Raw genomic sequence first — 14011 nt, 5'->3', positions numbered from 1 at the left:
CGATTGGCAGGATCACTCGGTGGTAGTTATTTAGGGGTGTTCGTGTTTCACGCGACTGGCTAAGCTCAAGCCTCTCGAAAGCCCGCAGAGGTCTCACCATGCCCCAGCAATGGCCCGCCGCCGATATCGCCCGTACCATCCTCGAGGGCTTTGACGATTACCGTGAGTATTTTCGCCAGATCACCGATGGCGCTCGGGAACGGTTCGAGCGTGCTCAGTGGCAAGAGGCTCAGCACGCTTCTGCAGCGCGAATCAATTTGTATGAGGAAAAGGTCAATCAGGTCAGCGGTTGGTTGCGCGATGCATTCGAACCCCAGGTGCTATTGGATGTAACGCTGTGGCCCTTGGTCAAAAGCGCCTATATCACCCTGATCGACCCGCGGCTGGACGATGAACTGTCCGAAACCTGGTACAACTCGATCTTCTGCGCGCTGTTCAGCCATGACCTGATCAGTGATGGCTGCATGTTCATTCACACCACACGACCGTCCCTTCGCGCTCATGAGCGTGTCGCGCAAACGCGTCTGTATAAGCCTGAGGGTGCCTTGGCGAGGATGCTCAAGGCGATTTTCGCCGACTATTGCTTCGATGCGGCCTATGCCGATCTGGACGGGGATCTGCGTCGACTGGAGGGCGAACTGCGGGAGAACCTGCCCGATTGGGTGTGCAAGGATCCTGAGTTGCAGGTCGAATTGTTTTCATCAGTGCTCTACCGCAACAAGGGCGCCTATCTGGTGGGGCGGATCTTTACCCGGGAAGAGCAGTGGCCGCTGGTGATTCCACTGCTGCACCGTGAAGGCCAGGGTATCCAGATCGATGCGTTGATCACCGACGAGGCGGATGTCTCGATCATTTTTTCGTTCACCCGTTCCTATTTCATGGTCCAGATTGCGGTGCCGGCCGAATTCGTGGGCTTTCTCAAGCGCATTCTGCCGGGCAAGCACATTGCCGAGCTCTACACATCGATAGGCTTCTACAAGCACGGCAAATCGGAGTTCTACCGGGCTTTGATCAACCACCTGGCCAACACCGATGACCGTTTCATCATGGCGCCAGGGGTGCGCGGCATGGTGATGAGCGTGTTTACGCTGCCGGGCTTCAATACGGTATTCAAGATCATCAAGGACCGCTTCTCGCCGTCCAAGAACGTCGACCGGTTCACGGTCATCGAAAAATACCGGCTGGTCAAAAGCGTTGACCGGGTGGGGCGCATGGCTGATACCCAGGAGTTTTCGGATTTCCGCTTCCCGTTGGCCAAGTTCGAACCCGAGTGTTTGGCCGAGTTGCTGGAAGTCGCGTCGTCGACGGTGGAATTGGAAGGCGATACCGTCTTGATTCGCCACTGCTGGACCGAACGGCGCATGACCCCGTTGAACCTGTACCTGGAAAACGCCAGCGACGATCAGGTGCGCGAGGCGCTGCAGGACTATGGCCTGGCGATCAAGCAACTGGCAGCGGCGAATATTTTCCCCGGTGACATGCTGCTGAAAAACTTTGGTGTCACCCGTCACGGTCGGGTGGTGTTCTATGACTACGACGAGATTTGTTACCTGACCGAAGCCAACTTTCGCAAGATCCCGCCGCCGCGCTACCCCGAGGATGAGATGGCCAGCGAGCCCTGGTATTCGATTGGCCCGCTGGATGTATTTCCTGAAGAGTTTCCACCGTTTCTGTTTGCCGACAGTGGCCAGCGCAAGCTGTTCAACCAGTTGCACGGTGAACTCTACGACGCTGACTACTGGAAAGGCCTGCAGGCGGCGATACGTGCAGGGAAGGTCATCGATGTGTTTCCGTATCGGCGCAAGGCTCGGGAGGAGTGACGCCGCTTAGGATTGGCTGATGGTTTTGAGGCATTTCAGCTCACTGACATCCTGGCGAACATCGGCCAGTTTCTGCTCCAGCAGTTGGCGTTGTGATGGTGTGCTTTCCTGCATCAGGTCTACCAGCAGGCTGCGCGTAGCCGCCTCGGTGCGGTTGTAGGCCATACGGTATTGCGGGGTCCAGAGGCTTTCGCGGTCGCGCAGCAGTATGACCATTCGGCGGGGGAATTCCGGGCTCTGGCGTTGCTCCAGCGCGCGGGTGAATTGCGCCTGCCAATGGGCGCGGTTGTCGATTGACTGACGGTTCTGCTCGCCCAGCGACTGTGACCAGGCCAGGATGCGCTGCTGCTGGGCACTGTTCAATTCACCCAACCAAGGGGTCAGGCGTTTTTCCATGCGGCTGGCGCGATTCTTGATCTGATTATCCAAGGGTGTCTTTAGAAACTTCTCCTGGCGCTTGCGCACATCGTCGGTGAACGCCTGACGCATTTCAGCCACTTGTTGGTCATCCAGCCCGCGCAGCAACTCAACCGCCGAGGGCGTAATCGTTTCGGCCACTCGGGCGATGGCCTGTTTGGCTTCGGCGGTGCGCGCCTGCAATTGTTGATCGGTGACTTGATTGTTCGTCACCATGGTGCGCACTTGGTCGAGCCAACTGAGATAGCCTGGCAACTGCGTGCGGCAATGCCAGCTCAGGTGGGCCTTGAGACGCTCGTTGAGCCAGTCTTTTTGTTCGCTGTTCATGGCCAGGTAATCGCTGAGCGACCAGGGGATCAAGCGGTCGAGGTTGCGATAGGCTAGATCGACGCGCGTACAGGACAGTAGCATCAGCCCCAGCAGGGTGGCGATCAGCAACAGACGCAGGTAGGCGTAAAGGCGGGCGCACATGAGCGAGTCCTTTCAGAGGCTTGCTTGTCTTTATAGAACAAGCCTGGGCGCCGGGGTTCCTGCGCGGATAAACGCATCAGAAAAACGCGCGTTCAGCCTTGAGGGTGAGCATGCCGCTGCACTGCGGGTCTTGGCCCACCCAGGCCTGGCAGCCTTCGGCATTCAGGGACGAACCGCTGTAGATCAGGTTCAAGTCGATGCCCATCCATGGCCTGGATATTTGAAATGTCCAGTCGTTGAAGGCGCGAACTTCTTCGCCATTGCCGATGGAGAACGGCGTGCCGAGTTGGTGGTGGGTGACCGTCATGCTTAAGTCCAGATTCAGCAGCGAGAGGCCGCCAAGATCAGTGAACAGGGTGCTGGTGCGCCGGCTGCTGTCATCACTGAAGGCTGCACCGAAACGGTTGCCCAACAGGTTCAAACCCGCATACACCGCCTGGCTGTCGGCATCACGCAGGTCCGGGTAGCTGTAGTGGATCATGCCCACTTCATAGCCCAGGGTGCTGTCGAACGGCTGCTTGAAGCCTACGTAGGAGTCAATTTCCAGCGTGGAGGAGGGGCTCAGGCCCATGCTGGGCGCCCATTGGCCGACGTACCAGCCGCTGTCGTGGGCCAGGTCCAGGCCGCCATGGAAAGAGCCTACCGCGGTGGGCTTGATCAGCCCCTGGGCCATGCTGCGCGAAGGCGTGGTGCCGAGCGAGAGGTCGTAGTTGCCCAGCTCGCGCTGCAACAGTTGTGCAGGGGCGGGCGGGTGGAACAACAGTCCGACGATCAGCAACCAGTGGTGTTTGAGCATGAATCCATCCAGCTTCGATGAACGAGAGCAAGGCGCAAAGCCTTGATCCAGAGCTATCCAAGAATACCGGTGATGCGCCTGGGCTCGCTACCGTTCGTCGCTTGCAAAGAATCTTTCTCGATACGCCGCAGGCCTTGGCTCGGCAACCGGGCGGCCGGGACGGTTCGGGTGTAGAATGCCGGCCTCGCTTTGAGGATTTCGGACATGGCTTTAGTTGGGCGTTACAACAGTTTGCAAGTGGTGAAACACACGGACTTCGGTCTGTACCTGGATGGCGGTGCGGACGGCGAGATTTTGCTGCCCAATCGCTACATTCCCAAGGACACGCCCACCGAGGTCGAGGACTGGCTGAATGTGTTCATCTACCTGGACAGCGAAGACAAACTGATCGCCACCACCGAAAAGCCCAAGCTGCAGGTCGGTGAGTTCGCCAGCCTCAAGGTCATCGAGATCAACAGCATCGGCATCTTCCTGGATTGGGGCCTGCCCAAGGACCTGCTGCTGCCGTACTCCGAAGAAAAGCGCCAGATGAAGGCCGGCGAGTACTGCGTGGTGCATGCCTATATCGACAAGCGCACCCGTCGCATCACCGCCACGGCGCGACTGGATCGCTACCTGGACAAGGTGCCAGCCCACTACAAGGTCGGTGAAGAGGTCGACTTGCTGGTGGCCGAAGAGACGCCCATGGGCTTCAAGGCGATCATCAATAACAAACATTGGGGCCTGATCCACAAGAACGAAGTGTTCAAGTTCCTGCGTTCGGGCAAGCAAGAGAAGGGCTATATCAAGGAGCTGCGCAGCGACGGCAAGATTGCCCTGAGCCTGCAGCCCATCGGCCAGGCCGCTGTTGGCAGCCTGCACGACAAGATCATCGACAAGCTCAAGGCCAACAACGGCGTGCTGGCGGTCAGCGACAAGAGCGATCCGCAAGTGATCAGCGACCTGTTCGGGGTCAGCAAGGGCAACTTCAAGAAAGCGATCGGCGCGCTCTACAAGGATGGCAAGCTGATCATCCACGCCGACCGCATCGAACTGGCCTGAATCAGGCCTGCAGGAACTGAGCGAACGACAGGCTGGCACCGGTCGGGCGCACGTCCTTGAGCCAGGCGTCGCGATCGGCGCTCAGTTCCAGGCTGATGGTCGATTTGCGCTTGCCGGCGTTACGCACCGTCAGCCCTTCAATATTTTCCCGCAAAAAGGCGGTGGTCACCTTCAGGTGCAGCAGCTGGTCAGTTGCCGGGTTGCTCAGCAACAGGTGAATCCATTCGTACTGGCCGACCTGGATACGCGAGACCGGGATATCGAACCACCAGATATTGCGCTTGGCGTCCAGCAGGTCGAATTGGCAGTTGTTCACACCCAGCACAGCGCCGCCGAGTTCTTTGTTACGGCGCGCGATGGCCTGGGGTTTGTCGAGTTTCATAGGGTTCCTACCGATGTGAATCTTCGGCACAGCGTCAAAGATGGCGGCTATTTTGGTGGTTGGCGGGGCAAACATAAAGCTGAAGTTTTAGCCAGAATCGCTTATGTGTGAGCGGGCTTGCCCTGATGGTGATCAGTTGGGCCTCTGCTTGCCTTGGGTTTTGCGCTGTTGCCCAAATCGAGCGCCGCCCGCGCGGCGCATCGCCGGCTGAAGCCGGCTCCCACATTTTTTGCAACGTGCCATGGCCTGTGGGGTAGGGGTTGTTAGCCTTGGTGGTTCGGCTTTTGATTTTTGTGGGTTCGGTGGGGATTGCGCGATTGCGCGTGGCTGACAACTCCACTCTCACAGGCCATGGCACGTTGCAACCAATGTGGGAGCCGGCTTTAGCCGGCGATGCGCCGCGCGGGCGGCGCTCGATCTCAAGAACAAAGGAACAACCAAGGCGGGCACCTCGTGGGGCTCATGCGATCTGTTGCCAGGCACTCTGCGGTTCACCCTGAGAATGAAGGGAGGAAGGCCGTATCAAGGCTTCCAGGCGCTTGCATTGGGTTTTGCGCTGTTGCCCAAATCGAGCGCCGCCCGCGCGGCGCATCGCGACCAAGGTCTGCTCCTACATTGGTTGCAACGTGCCATTTTCTGTGGGATCGGCGTTGTTAGCCTTGGTGGTTCGGCTTTTGATTTTTGTGGGTTCGGTGGGGATTGCGCGTGGCTGGCAACGCCAATCTCACTGCCATGGCCTGTGGGGTTGGCGTTGTTAGCCTTGGTGGTTCGGCTTTTGATTTTTGTGGGTTCGGTGGGGATTGCGCGTGGCTGGCAATGCCAATCTCACAGGCCATGGCACGTTGCAACAAATGTAGGAGCAGACCTTGGTCGCGATGCGCCGCGCGGGCGGCGCTCGATCTCAAAAACAAAGGAAAAACCAAGGCAGGCACCTAGTGGGGCTCATGCGATCTGTTGCCAGGCACTCTGCGGTTCACCCTGAGAATGAAGGGAGGAAGGCCGTATCAAGGCTTCCAGGCGCTTGCCTTGGGTTTTGCGCTGTTGCCCAAATCGAGCGCCGCCCGCGCGGCGCATCGCGGCTAAAGCCGGCTCCTACATTGGTTGCAACGTGCCATTTTCTGTCAGATCGGCGTTGTTAGCCTTGGTGGTTCGGCTTTTGATTTTTGTGGGTTCGGTGGGGATTGCGCGATTGCGCGTGGCTGGCAACGCCAATCTCACAGGCCATGGCACGTTGCAACCAATGTAGGAGCGGGCTTTAGCCGCGATGCGCCGCGCGGGCGGCGCTCGATCTCAAGAACAAAGGAACAACCAAGGCGGGCACCTAGTGGGGCTCATGCGATCTGTTGCCAGGCACTCTGCGGTTCACCCTGAGAATGAAGGGAGGAAGGCCGCATCAAGGCTTCCAGGCGCTTGCCTTGGGTTTTGTGCTGTTGCGTAAATCGAGCGCCGCCCGCGCGGCGCATCGCGGCTGAAGCCGGCTCCTACATTGGTTGCAACGTGCCATTTTCTGTGAGATCGGCGTTGTTAGCCTTGGTGGTTCGGCTTTTGATTTTTGTGGGTTCGGTGGGGATTGCGCGATTGCGCGTGGCTGGCAACGCCAATCTCACAGGCCATGGCACGTTGCAACCAATGTAGGAGCAGAGCTTGCTCGCGATGGCCTCACCGCAATACAGCAGACAGACCGCGGTGCGTTCATCGCGAGCAAGCTCTGCTCCTACAGGGGAAGGTGTCGGCCAAGAGCTCAAGGGAAGCCCAGCAGGTTGTCCGGCAGGCCGAAAAGGCATTGTGCGGTCGTCAATTCGGCTACTTTGTTGTAAAACCTGCGCTTGCGGTGCGACTGGGCACCTTTGGTTAGCGGCGAAAGGAGACGCTATGATTTTTCCTGACTTGCGTGGACTGCCGCTGGGGCGGGTGCTGTACAGAACAGTGCACGAGTTCATGGAAGACGAGATGTCGACCTATGCCTCGGCACTGGCCTACCAGATGCTGTTCTCGCTGTTCCCTTTCTTGCTGTTTCTGATTGCCTTGATCGGCTTTCTGCACCTGCCGGACTTTTTCTCCTGGCTGCGCCTGCAGTCGGAACTGGTGTTGCCCCCCCAGGCGCTGGAGCAGGTGAACCCTGTGATCGACCAATTGCAACAGTCCAAGGGCGGGTTGCTGTCGGTGGGTATCGTGATTGCGCTGTGGACAGCGTCTGCCGGCGTGCGGTTGATGATGAGTGCGATGAACGCCGCTTATGACGTGGTTGAGGGGCGGCCGGTGTGGAAGCGCTTTCCGTTGTCGATTTTCTACACCATTGGCATTGCCGGCATGCTGCTGGTGGCGGCGGCATTGATGGTCCTGGGTCCGCAGGTGATGAGTTGGGTGGCGTCGCAGATCGGTATGGAAGACATCATCGTCACGCTCTGGACGGTGGTGCGCTGGCCTTTTATCGTGATTCTGCTGATGGTGGCGGTGGCATTGATCTATTACGTGATGCCTGACGTCAAACAGGAATTTCGCTTCATTACTCCAGGTTCAGTCTTGGCCGTGGTGGTCTGGATTCTGGCTTCACTGGGCTTTGGCTATTACGTGAAGACCTTTGCCGACTACAACGCCATGTACGGTAGTATCGGCGCCATCATTGTCTTGTTGCTGTATTTTTATATTTCCGCCGCTGTATTGTTGCTGGGCGCGGAAATGAACGCAGTGATCGAGCATATGTCCACTGAAGGCAAAGACCCGGGCGAAAAGGTTGCCGGCGAACACCGCGGCGATCATGAGAAACATCATGTTTCGGGCCTTGGGCGCGATCATTCGATCCCCTCCGATGCCGAATTACCGAGCAGGGAAAAGCATGATTCGTGAAATTCTGAAAATGGGCGACGAACGTTTGCTGCGGGTCGCCCCTGAGGTGCCGGCCTCGATGTTCGGCAGTGCCGAGCTTGAGCAGCTGATTGCCGACATGTTCCAGACCATGGAGCACGTCGGCGGTGTGGGCCTGGCAGCGCCGCAACTTGGCGTGGACCTGCAACTGGTTATCTTTGGTTTCGAGCGCAGCGAGCGCTATCCGCAGGCCGAGGCGGTGCCACAAACCGTATTGCTCAACCCGTTGATCACCCCGTTGGGCCCACAGCTTGAAGAGGGCTGGGAAGGTTGCCTGTCGGTGCCTGGCTTGCGCGGCGTGGTGGAGCGATTTGCCCGCATTCGCTATGAAGGCTTCGACCCCAAGGGCAATCCGATTCAACGGGTCGCCGAAGGGTTTCATGCCCGGGTGGTGCAGCATGAGTGCGATCACCTGATCGGCCGCTTGTACCCTTCGCGGATCACCGATTTCAGCCGGTTCGGTTTTACCGAAGTATTATTTCCCGGGCTTGATCCAAAGCAGGACGACTGACGCGCTCCAGAGCGATCAGCACCTTGTTGCGCTGATAGCGCACCAGCTTTTCGAACAGCACGGCGGGCATCGTATCCCCCGCCTGCGCAAAGCCAAGACGCTGGTAGAACCCGCACAGGTCGGGATGGCAGAACAGCCAGACCGGCGTTTGACAGGACTGCACTGCATGCTCGATCAAAGCGCTGGCCACCGACTGCTGGCGCCAGTCCGGGTCGACCCACAAGCCCGTCAGCCAGTAACCCCCTTGCACGTCTTTCAAGCACAGCCCGCCGATAATGTCCGGCGCGCGAGCCACCCACAGTTGCGCGCCCTTGACGGCTCGCATGGAAGAGCCCTGGTCTTTGTAGAATTTGTTCAGCAGTGGGTACTGCAGGTCGTCAAGGAGGCTGAAGTGCAGTGGCACGGGGGCAAGGTCCTGAGGTGGGAGCGGGGATATTGTTGCGTTATTGGTAACAGTGAATGTCAGTGTTGATACTTTAACCAAATATAGAAAGTTGTACCCTATTACTGTCCCTGAAGAGAATAGCGTCCAGGGATAAGGTATTTCGTGTCCGGCCAGTATGGCTCGACAACTTCTTCCCGCCCCACTCGGCAAATGAAGTCAATCTTGATGCGATTGCTTTAAAGGCCAATCCATATGAAAAGTTTCTTGATACTCGCCCTGATCGGTTTTTCCACTGTTGCTCTGGCGGGTGGTAATCCATCGACGCAGGTCGAAAAATACGACTACTCGCAAAACCCAGACGTTGCCAAAGTGATCAGTATTTCCTCGACCCCCAATGTCTGTGAAGTGGTTCCGGCACGCATGGTCTACGAAGACAGCCAAGGCCAGCGTCACACTATGGAATACCGTGTGATGGGCAGTGGCTGCTCCAACGGTTGATGGCTGTAGGAGCAGGGTTTACCGGAATGCCGGACCACCGCGATGAAGGCGGCGCGGTCTGTCTAAGGTATTGCGGTGATGCCATCGCAGCCAAGGCTGGCTCCTACAGGTATTAGAGCAAGCCCGATCAGCACCGCACCACCTGCGCAATCCGCTCCAGCGCCACCTTGAGTTCTGCAAGGTTTGGCGCCGCCGACAAACTGACCCGTATCGCCTGGGTCTCGCCAGACTTCACCGCAAACACCTCTGCTGGCACGACTTCCACTTCCGCTTCCCGGCACCTCTGGGTGGCGATGGCGGCCGATGTGGCACAGTTGACCCACACGTGAGGCGAAGGTACTCCAGTGTCATCCAAGGCCGGGCCGAGGATTTTTTTGGCCAGCCGCCAGCGCAGTTCGATCTCTGCGATTTGCCAGGCCAGCCGGCGCTGGGCCGTGCCGTCGTCGATCCATTGGCTGGCGATGTGCAGGCTCAGCGGCGACACATCCCAGTGAGTGGCCTGGGCATGGGGGTCAATACGTTCGAGCATTTGCGGCTCGCCCGCCATCCAGCCAATCCGCAAGCCCGGTGCAACGGTCTTCGACAGGCTGGTGACCAGCAACCCGTGCCGGCCAAGCAGACGCGACAACGGGGGCGTCGAAGCCAGCGCGCCGTAGACATCGTCCTCGATCACCCGCAAATCATGCTGGCGTACCACTTCAGCCACCTCCATCTGTCGGTGCTCGCTCATGCAGGCCCCGGTGGGGTTTTGCAGGGTGGGCGTCAACACCACGACCTTCGCGCCGGTCGCCCGGGCCATGCGCTCCAGGTCCTCGGCAACAATGCCATGGCGGTCCATGGCCACCCCGTGTAAAGGCAGGCGCAATTGTCGGCAGGCAGCCTTGATGCCAGGGGCGGTGAAGGCTTCCACCAGCACTGGCTCTCCCGGTTGGCACAGTGACAGCAGGGCGCTGAACAGCCCTTGCTGAGCCCCGGCGCAGAGCAACAGGTGATGAGGGGGCAGATTCAAACCGCGGGTTGAAAGCCAAGCGGCACCCCGTGCGCGGGCAAGTAGAAGGTCCTGGGCCGACAAATAGTGTTGCAGATGCCCGGTGCCCGATTGCACCAGTGCGGCAAGGCTGGTGGTCATATCGGTATTGGCGTCGTCGATGACCGGCACATTGGTGGACAGGTCAATCAGGTTGGGACGATCGCCGGGGTGCTTGAGACGGAACAGCGTGGCCTCTTTACTGCCGGCCAACACGTAAGTGCCACGACCCACTTCACCGGAGACCAGATGCCGACGTGCCGCCTCGCGATACGCTTGCATGGTGGTACTGGGGTTCAGGCCCAGGTTCCAGGCCAACCGCCGCTGCGGTGGCAAGCGTTCACCCACCTTCAACTCGCCGGATTCGATGGCGCGGGCGATGGCGTCCACCAGGGCGAGGTAGCGCGGTTGCTGCGAATCGATCAGTACCGGCGTCCACATTTTATTGTTGCCCATGCAATATAAGGTTTTACCCATACAATGCGTGGCTCCTAAGATCAGGTCAACTCCCTGGCAAGACGGTGTCCCATGTTCGACCTGAACTCCCTGCGCGAAGCGACCCAGCAAATACGCCCTATTATTGCTGCCACGGCCCAGTACGCCTGGCCGCGCCTGGCCGAGCGGCTGGGCTGCGAGGTCTGGGTCAAGCACGAAAACCACGCCCCGACCGGTGCTTTCAAGGTCCGTGGTGGCGTGCTCTATGTCCAGGCGCTGATGCAACGCAACCCTGGCGTTCGCGGGCTGGTCACCGCCACTCGCGGCAACCATGGGCAAAGCCTGGCCCTGGCGGCGCGCAGTGTGGGTTTGCCGTTGATCATCGTCGTGCCTGAAGGCAACTCCGTGGAAAAGAATGCGGCGATGCGCGCCATGGGTGCTCAACTGATCGAGCATGGACGGGACTTCGATGAGGCGCGCCAGGAGGCCGCACGCCAGGCTCAACTGCAGGGTTATGAGGCGGTGCCGGCCTTTCATCCAGACCTGATTCGCGGCGTTGCCACCTATGCTTTGGAGCTGCTCGAAGCCGTGCAGGGGCTCGACACGGTCTATGTACCGATTGGCATGGGCTCGGGTATCTGCGGCTTGATCCGCACGCGAGACCTCTTGGGCCTGGACACCGAGATCGTCGGCGTGGTGTCGACCGAAGCCGATGCCTATGCCCAGAGCTTCGAGCAGGGACGGATCGTCACCACCGAAAGTGCCGCGACCTTTGCCGATGGAATTGCCTGTCGCATGCCGTCGCCCGAGGCCTTTGAGATCGTTCAGCAAGGGGCGGCGCGCATAGTGCGGGTCAGCGATGCCGAGATCGCCCAGGCCATTCGGATATTCCACGAGGACACCCACAACATGGCTGAGGGGGCGGGTGCAGCGGGGCTGGCAGCATTGATTCAGGAACGCGAGCGCCAGCAGGGGCGCAAGGTCGGGGTGATCCTCAGCGGGGCTAACATGGACCGCGAGGCCTATGCCCGGCTGCTGCTGGGCTGAGGTTTCAGGCGCTGTAGGGCTGGGTCATGACTTCTAGCAGGTGCCCATCGGGGTCATCGAAATACAGGCCGCGCCCGCCATTGAGCTGGTAGATTTCCCCCGGTTTCTGCTTGCCGGGGTCGCCCCAGTACGGCAGGTCGCGCCCTTTGAGGCGGGCAAAGACGTGATCGAACTCGTCTTCATCCAGCAGAAAGGCATAGTGTTGCTGGCTGACCTGATCGTTCTCGTAGTAATCCAGCGAGACCTGGTTGGCCAGTTGCACCACCAGCATCGGGCCGAACGGCTTGGCGGGCGGCAGCCCAAGGATCTGGCAGAGAAAGCTGGCTGACTTGCGTTTATCTGTACACCAGACAATGGTGTGATTGAGTTGCACGCTCATGGCACTGTGCTCCTTTGCGGACCATTGGCACGGCCCGATTCGATGGCAGCCACTATCCTTAAGTGGGATTCAAAAGCGCGTTGTCTGCTCACCTTAATCCTCGGGGCGGGGGTGTGCAAATGACGGCCGGTGCCGTCGCTATCCAGCCCCGTATCCCAGGAGGTGAACCATGAGCACAACCGTTTCGCTGCATCCATCGATCGATAATGGCATTACTCCCGGTCGTGATGATTTCACCGGTGGCAGCCTGCGATGCCATTGCAGCAAGGACCCGGTGCGGCTGCGAATTGATGCGCAGGCGTCTTTTAATCATGCCTGTGGCTGCACCAAGTGCTGGAAGCCCAAGGGTGCGCTGTTTTCTCTGGTGGCCGTGGTGCCCAGGGACAAACTGCAGGTGGCCGAACATGGCGAAAAACTGCACGTGGTCGACCCCAAGGCCACCATCCAGCGCCATGCCTGTCGCGAGTGTGGCGTGCATCTGTATGGGCGCATCGAGAACACCGAACACCCGCTGTATGGCTACGATTTCATCCATACCGAGCTCTCAGCGGAGAAAGGCTGGTCGGCCCCGCAATTTGCAGCCTTCGTCTCCTCGATCATCGAGTCGGGGGTGGATCCGGCCAAGATGGGCGATGTCCGCAGTCGGCTCAAGGCGCTGGGGCTTGAGCCCTATGATTGCCTGTCGCCACCGCTGATGGATGCGATATCCACCCATGTGGCGAAGAAGTCTGGCGTACTGTAGCCGCTGCCGAAGGCTGCGATGCGGCCCGTCAGGGGCGCCCGCTTTGCGGGCGATCGCAGCCTATCGGCAGCGGCTACAGTTTGCCCTTGCGCAAAGCCGCGCCGGGATGGTAATTCAACCGACCACCCGGCGAAGAGGCTTGCACCATGCGTATCACCGAACGGCTTGGCATTGTCCACCCCATCATTCAGGCCCCCATGCTCGGCGTGTCCACGCCAGCATTGGCAGCGGCGGTTTCCAACGCTGGTGGGCTGGGTTCGATCGGTTTGAGTGCGAGCACGCCCGACCAGGCGCGGGCACTGATCGAGCAGACGCGCGCCCTCACGACCCAGCCCTTTAACGTCAATTTGTTCTGCCACCAACCCGAGCAGCGCAAGCCTGCGTGTGAGCAGCAGTGGCTGGAGCACCTGACGCCGCTGTTTGCGGAGTTTGCTGCAGCGCCGCCTGAAACGCTGGCCTCCAGCTACTTCACCTTCATCGACAACACGCCGATGCTTGAGATGCTGCTTCAAATGCGTCCTGCGGTGGTCAGCTTTCATTTCGGTCTGCCTTCCCAGGCGTTTATTGACCGGCTGAAGGCGGTGGGCATTCGCCTGCTGGGCTGTGCGACCACGCTTGCCGAAGCTCGCCGGATCGAAACGGCAGGCTTGGATGCTATCGTTGCCCAAGGCGTTGAAGCCGGGGGGCACCGAGGGGTATTCGACCCGCAAAACGGTGACGCGGGTATCGGTGTATTTGCCTTGGTACGCACGCTGGCTGCGCAGATTCGACTACCGCTGATCGCTGCCGGCGGGATTATGGACGGGCAAGGCATTCGTGCCGTGCAGGCCTTGGGCGCGCAGGCGGCGCAACTGGGCACCGCGTTTATTCTGTGCCCGGAGTCATCGGCCAATGCGGCGTATCGTGAGGCGTTCAAGACCGACCGTACCGAGCGCACCGCCATCACTGCTGCGATTTCAGGTCGTCCGGCACGCGGAATGGTCAACCGTTTGTTCACTGACATCGGCAACCCTTCGGCGCCCGCGATGCCTGACTACCCCTTGCCGTATTCGGCCACCAAAGCGCTGTTGGCGCTGGCATCGGCCCAGGGCAACGACGATTTTGCCGTGCAATGGGCCGGGCAGGGCGCTCCACTGGCGCGGGCCATGCCGGCTGGGCAATTGATCGAAACATTGATGAATGAAATCCTGTAGGA

At 59.5% G+C, this 14011-nt stretch carries 14 protein-coding genes; 8 read left to right on the top strand and 6 right to left on the bottom strand.

Going from position 1 to position 14011, the window contains the following annotated elements:
• Positions 1–98 precede the first annotated feature (98 nt).
• Positions 99–1820, top strand: a complete 1722-nt coding sequence (gene aceK / locus AC3IX4_RS22475; RefSeq protein ID WP_489257563.1) for a bifunctional isocitrate dehydrogenase kinase/phosphatase — start codon at positions 99–101, stop codon at positions 1818–1820.
• A gap of 6 nt (positions 1821–1826) precedes the next feature.
• Here the strand turns inward: aceK and AC3IX4_RS22470 are convergent, their stop codons facing one another.
• Both AC3IX4_RS22470 and AC3IX4_RS22465 read right to left on the bottom strand, forming a co-directional pair.
• Positions 1827–2708, bottom strand: a complete 882-nt coding sequence (locus tag AC3IX4_RS22470; RefSeq protein ID WP_489257562.1) for a DUF6279 family lipoprotein — start codon at positions 2706–2708, stop codon at positions 1827–1829.
• Between the two features lie 76 nt (positions 2709–2784).
• The gene (locus AC3IX4_RS22465; RefSeq protein WP_489257561.1) at positions 2785–3504 is read right to left on the bottom strand and encodes a TorF family putative porin; all 720 of its coding nucleotides are present in this window, start codon (positions 3502–3504) and stop codon (positions 2785–2787) included.
• A 204-nt stretch (positions 3505–3708) separates the two neighbouring features.
• On the opposite strand from AC3IX4_RS22465, the gene AC3IX4_RS22460 reads away from it, so the two are divergent.
• On the top strand, positions 3709–4545 hold the full coding sequence (locus tag AC3IX4_RS22460; RefSeq protein ID WP_489257560.1) for a CvfB family protein: 837 nt from the start codon (positions 3709–3711) through the stop codon (positions 4543–4545).
• Between the two features lies 1 nt (position 4546).
• On the opposite strand, the gene AC3IX4_RS22455 is transcribed toward AC3IX4_RS22460, so the two are convergent.
• Complete coding sequence (locus AC3IX4_RS22455) at positions 4547–4927, bottom strand: hypothetical protein (RefSeq protein WP_489257559.1); 381 nt, start codon at positions 4925–4927, stop codon at positions 4547–4549.
• Between the two features lie 1872 nt (positions 4928–6799).
• Between AC3IX4_RS22455 and AC3IX4_RS22450 the strand changes: the two genes are divergently transcribed.
• Positions 6800–7774 carry a YihY/virulence factor BrkB family protein gene (locus AC3IX4_RS22450; protein WP_489257558.1) on the top strand — a complete coding sequence of 325 codons (975 nt, stop codon included), beginning with the start codon at positions 6800–6802 and terminating at the stop codon, positions 7772–7774.
• A complete protein-coding gene (def, locus tag AC3IX4_RS22445; protein ID WP_489257557.1) occupies positions 7764–8303 on the top strand; it encodes a peptide deformylase in 540 nt (179 codons plus the stop codon). The genes AC3IX4_RS22450 and def overlap by 11 nt, the downstream gene beginning before the upstream one ends.
• Here the strand turns inward: def and AC3IX4_RS22440 are convergent.
• On the bottom strand, positions 8257–8706 hold the full coding sequence (locus AC3IX4_RS22440; protein WP_489257556.1) for a GNAT family N-acetyltransferase: 450 nt from the start codon (positions 8704–8706) through the stop codon (positions 8257–8259). The two genes, def and AC3IX4_RS22440, sit on opposite strands and share 47 nt — an antisense overlap.
• Positions 8707–8940: 234 nt before the next feature.
• On the opposite strand from AC3IX4_RS22440, the gene AC3IX4_RS22435 reads away from it, so the two are divergent.
• A complete protein-coding gene (locus AC3IX4_RS22435) occupies positions 8941–9186 on the top strand; it encodes a DUF2790 domain-containing protein (protein WP_489257555.1) in 246 nt (81 codons plus the stop codon).
• 127 nt (positions 9187–9313) lie between these two features.
• On the opposite strand, the gene AC3IX4_RS22430 is transcribed toward AC3IX4_RS22435, so the two are convergent.
• Positions 9314–10654, bottom strand: coding sequence for an aminotransferase-like domain-containing protein (locus AC3IX4_RS22430; RefSeq protein ID WP_489261341.1), 1341 nt, complete (start codon positions 10652–10654; stop codon positions 9314–9316).
• Between the two features lie 87 nt (positions 10655–10741).
• Here AC3IX4_RS22430 and AC3IX4_RS22425 point away from each other — a divergent pair, with 87 nt between their 5' ends.
• Positions 10742–11695, top strand: a complete 954-nt coding sequence (locus AC3IX4_RS22425; RefSeq protein ID WP_489257554.1) for a threonine dehydratase — start codon at positions 10742–10744, stop codon at positions 11693–11695.
• Between the two features lie 4 nt (positions 11696–11699).
• Here the strand turns inward: AC3IX4_RS22425 and AC3IX4_RS22420 are convergent, their stop codons facing one another.
• Positions 11700–12074: a VOC family protein gene (locus tag AC3IX4_RS22420; protein ID WP_489257553.1), complete on the bottom strand. Its 375-nt coding sequence runs from the start codon at positions 12072–12074 to the stop codon at positions 11700–11702.
• 169 nt (positions 12075–12243) lie between these two features.
• Here AC3IX4_RS22420 and gfa point away from each other — a divergent pair, with 169 nt between their 5' ends.
• Together gfa and AC3IX4_RS22410 are read left to right on the top strand one after the other, a co-directional pair.
• Positions 12244–12816, top strand: a complete 573-nt coding sequence (gene gfa / locus AC3IX4_RS22415; RefSeq protein ID WP_489257552.1) for an S-(hydroxymethyl)glutathione synthase — start codon at positions 12244–12246, stop codon at positions 12814–12816.
• Positions 12817–12962: 146 nt separating this feature from the next.
• The gene (locus AC3IX4_RS22410) at positions 12963–14009 is read left to right on the top strand and encodes an NAD(P)H-dependent flavin oxidoreductase (RefSeq protein WP_489257551.1); all 1047 of its coding nucleotides are present in this window, start codon (positions 12963–12965) and stop codon (positions 14007–14009) included.
• Positions 14010–14011: the final 2 nt, after the last annotated feature.

This window comes from Pseudomonas sp. KH_021, from assembly GCF_057838865.1.
This window is presented reverse-complemented; position numbering and strand designations above follow the sequence as displayed.

Bases quoted from the DNA above. Each gene is read 5' to 3' on its own strand.
- aceK (WP_489257563.1), top strand. From the start codon at position 99: ATGCCCCAGCAATGGCCCGCCGCCGATATCGCCCGTACCATCCTCGAG.
- AC3IX4_RS22470 (WP_489257562.1), bottom strand. From the start codon at position 2,708: ATGTGCGCCCGCCTTTACGCCTACCTGCGTCTGTTGCTGATCGCCACC.
- AC3IX4_RS22465 (WP_489257561.1), bottom strand. From the start codon at position 3,504: ATGCTCAAACACCACTGGTTGCTGATCGTCGGACTGTTGTTCCACCCG.
- AC3IX4_RS22460 (WP_489257560.1), top strand. From the start codon at position 3,709: ATGGCTTTAGTTGGGCGTTACAACAGTTTGCAAGTGGTGAAACACACG.
- AC3IX4_RS22455 (WP_489257559.1), bottom strand. From the start codon at position 4,927: ATGAAACTCGACAAACCCCAGGCCATCGCGCGCCGTAACAAAGAACTC.
- AC3IX4_RS22450 (WP_489257558.1), top strand. From the start codon at position 6,800: ATGATTTTTCCTGACTTGCGTGGACTGCCGCTGGGGCGGGTGCTGTAC.
- def (WP_489257557.1), top strand. From the start codon at position 7,764: ATGATTCGTGAAATTCTGAAAATGGGCGACGAACGTTTGCTGCGGGTC.
- AC3IX4_RS22435 (WP_489257555.1), top strand. From the start codon at position 8,941: ATGAAAAGTTTCTTGATACTCGCCCTGATCGGTTTTTCCACTGTTGCT.
- AC3IX4_RS22430 (WP_489261341.1), bottom strand. From the start codon at position 10,654: ATGTGGACGCCGGTACTGATCGATTCGCAGCAACCGCGCTACCTCGCC.
- AC3IX4_RS22425 (WP_489257554.1), top strand. From the start codon at position 10,742: ATGTTCGACCTGAACTCCCTGCGCGAAGCGACCCAGCAAATACGCCCT.
- AC3IX4_RS22420 (WP_489257553.1), bottom strand. From the start codon at position 12,074: ATGAGCGTGCAACTCAATCACACCATTGTCTGGTGTACAGATAAACGC.
- gfa (WP_489257552.1), top strand. From the start codon at position 12,244: ATGAGCACAACCGTTTCGCTGCATCCATCGATCGATAATGGCATTACT.
- AC3IX4_RS22410 (WP_489257551.1), top strand. From the start codon at position 12,963: ATGCGTATCACCGAACGGCTTGGCATTGTCCACCCCATCATTCAGGCC.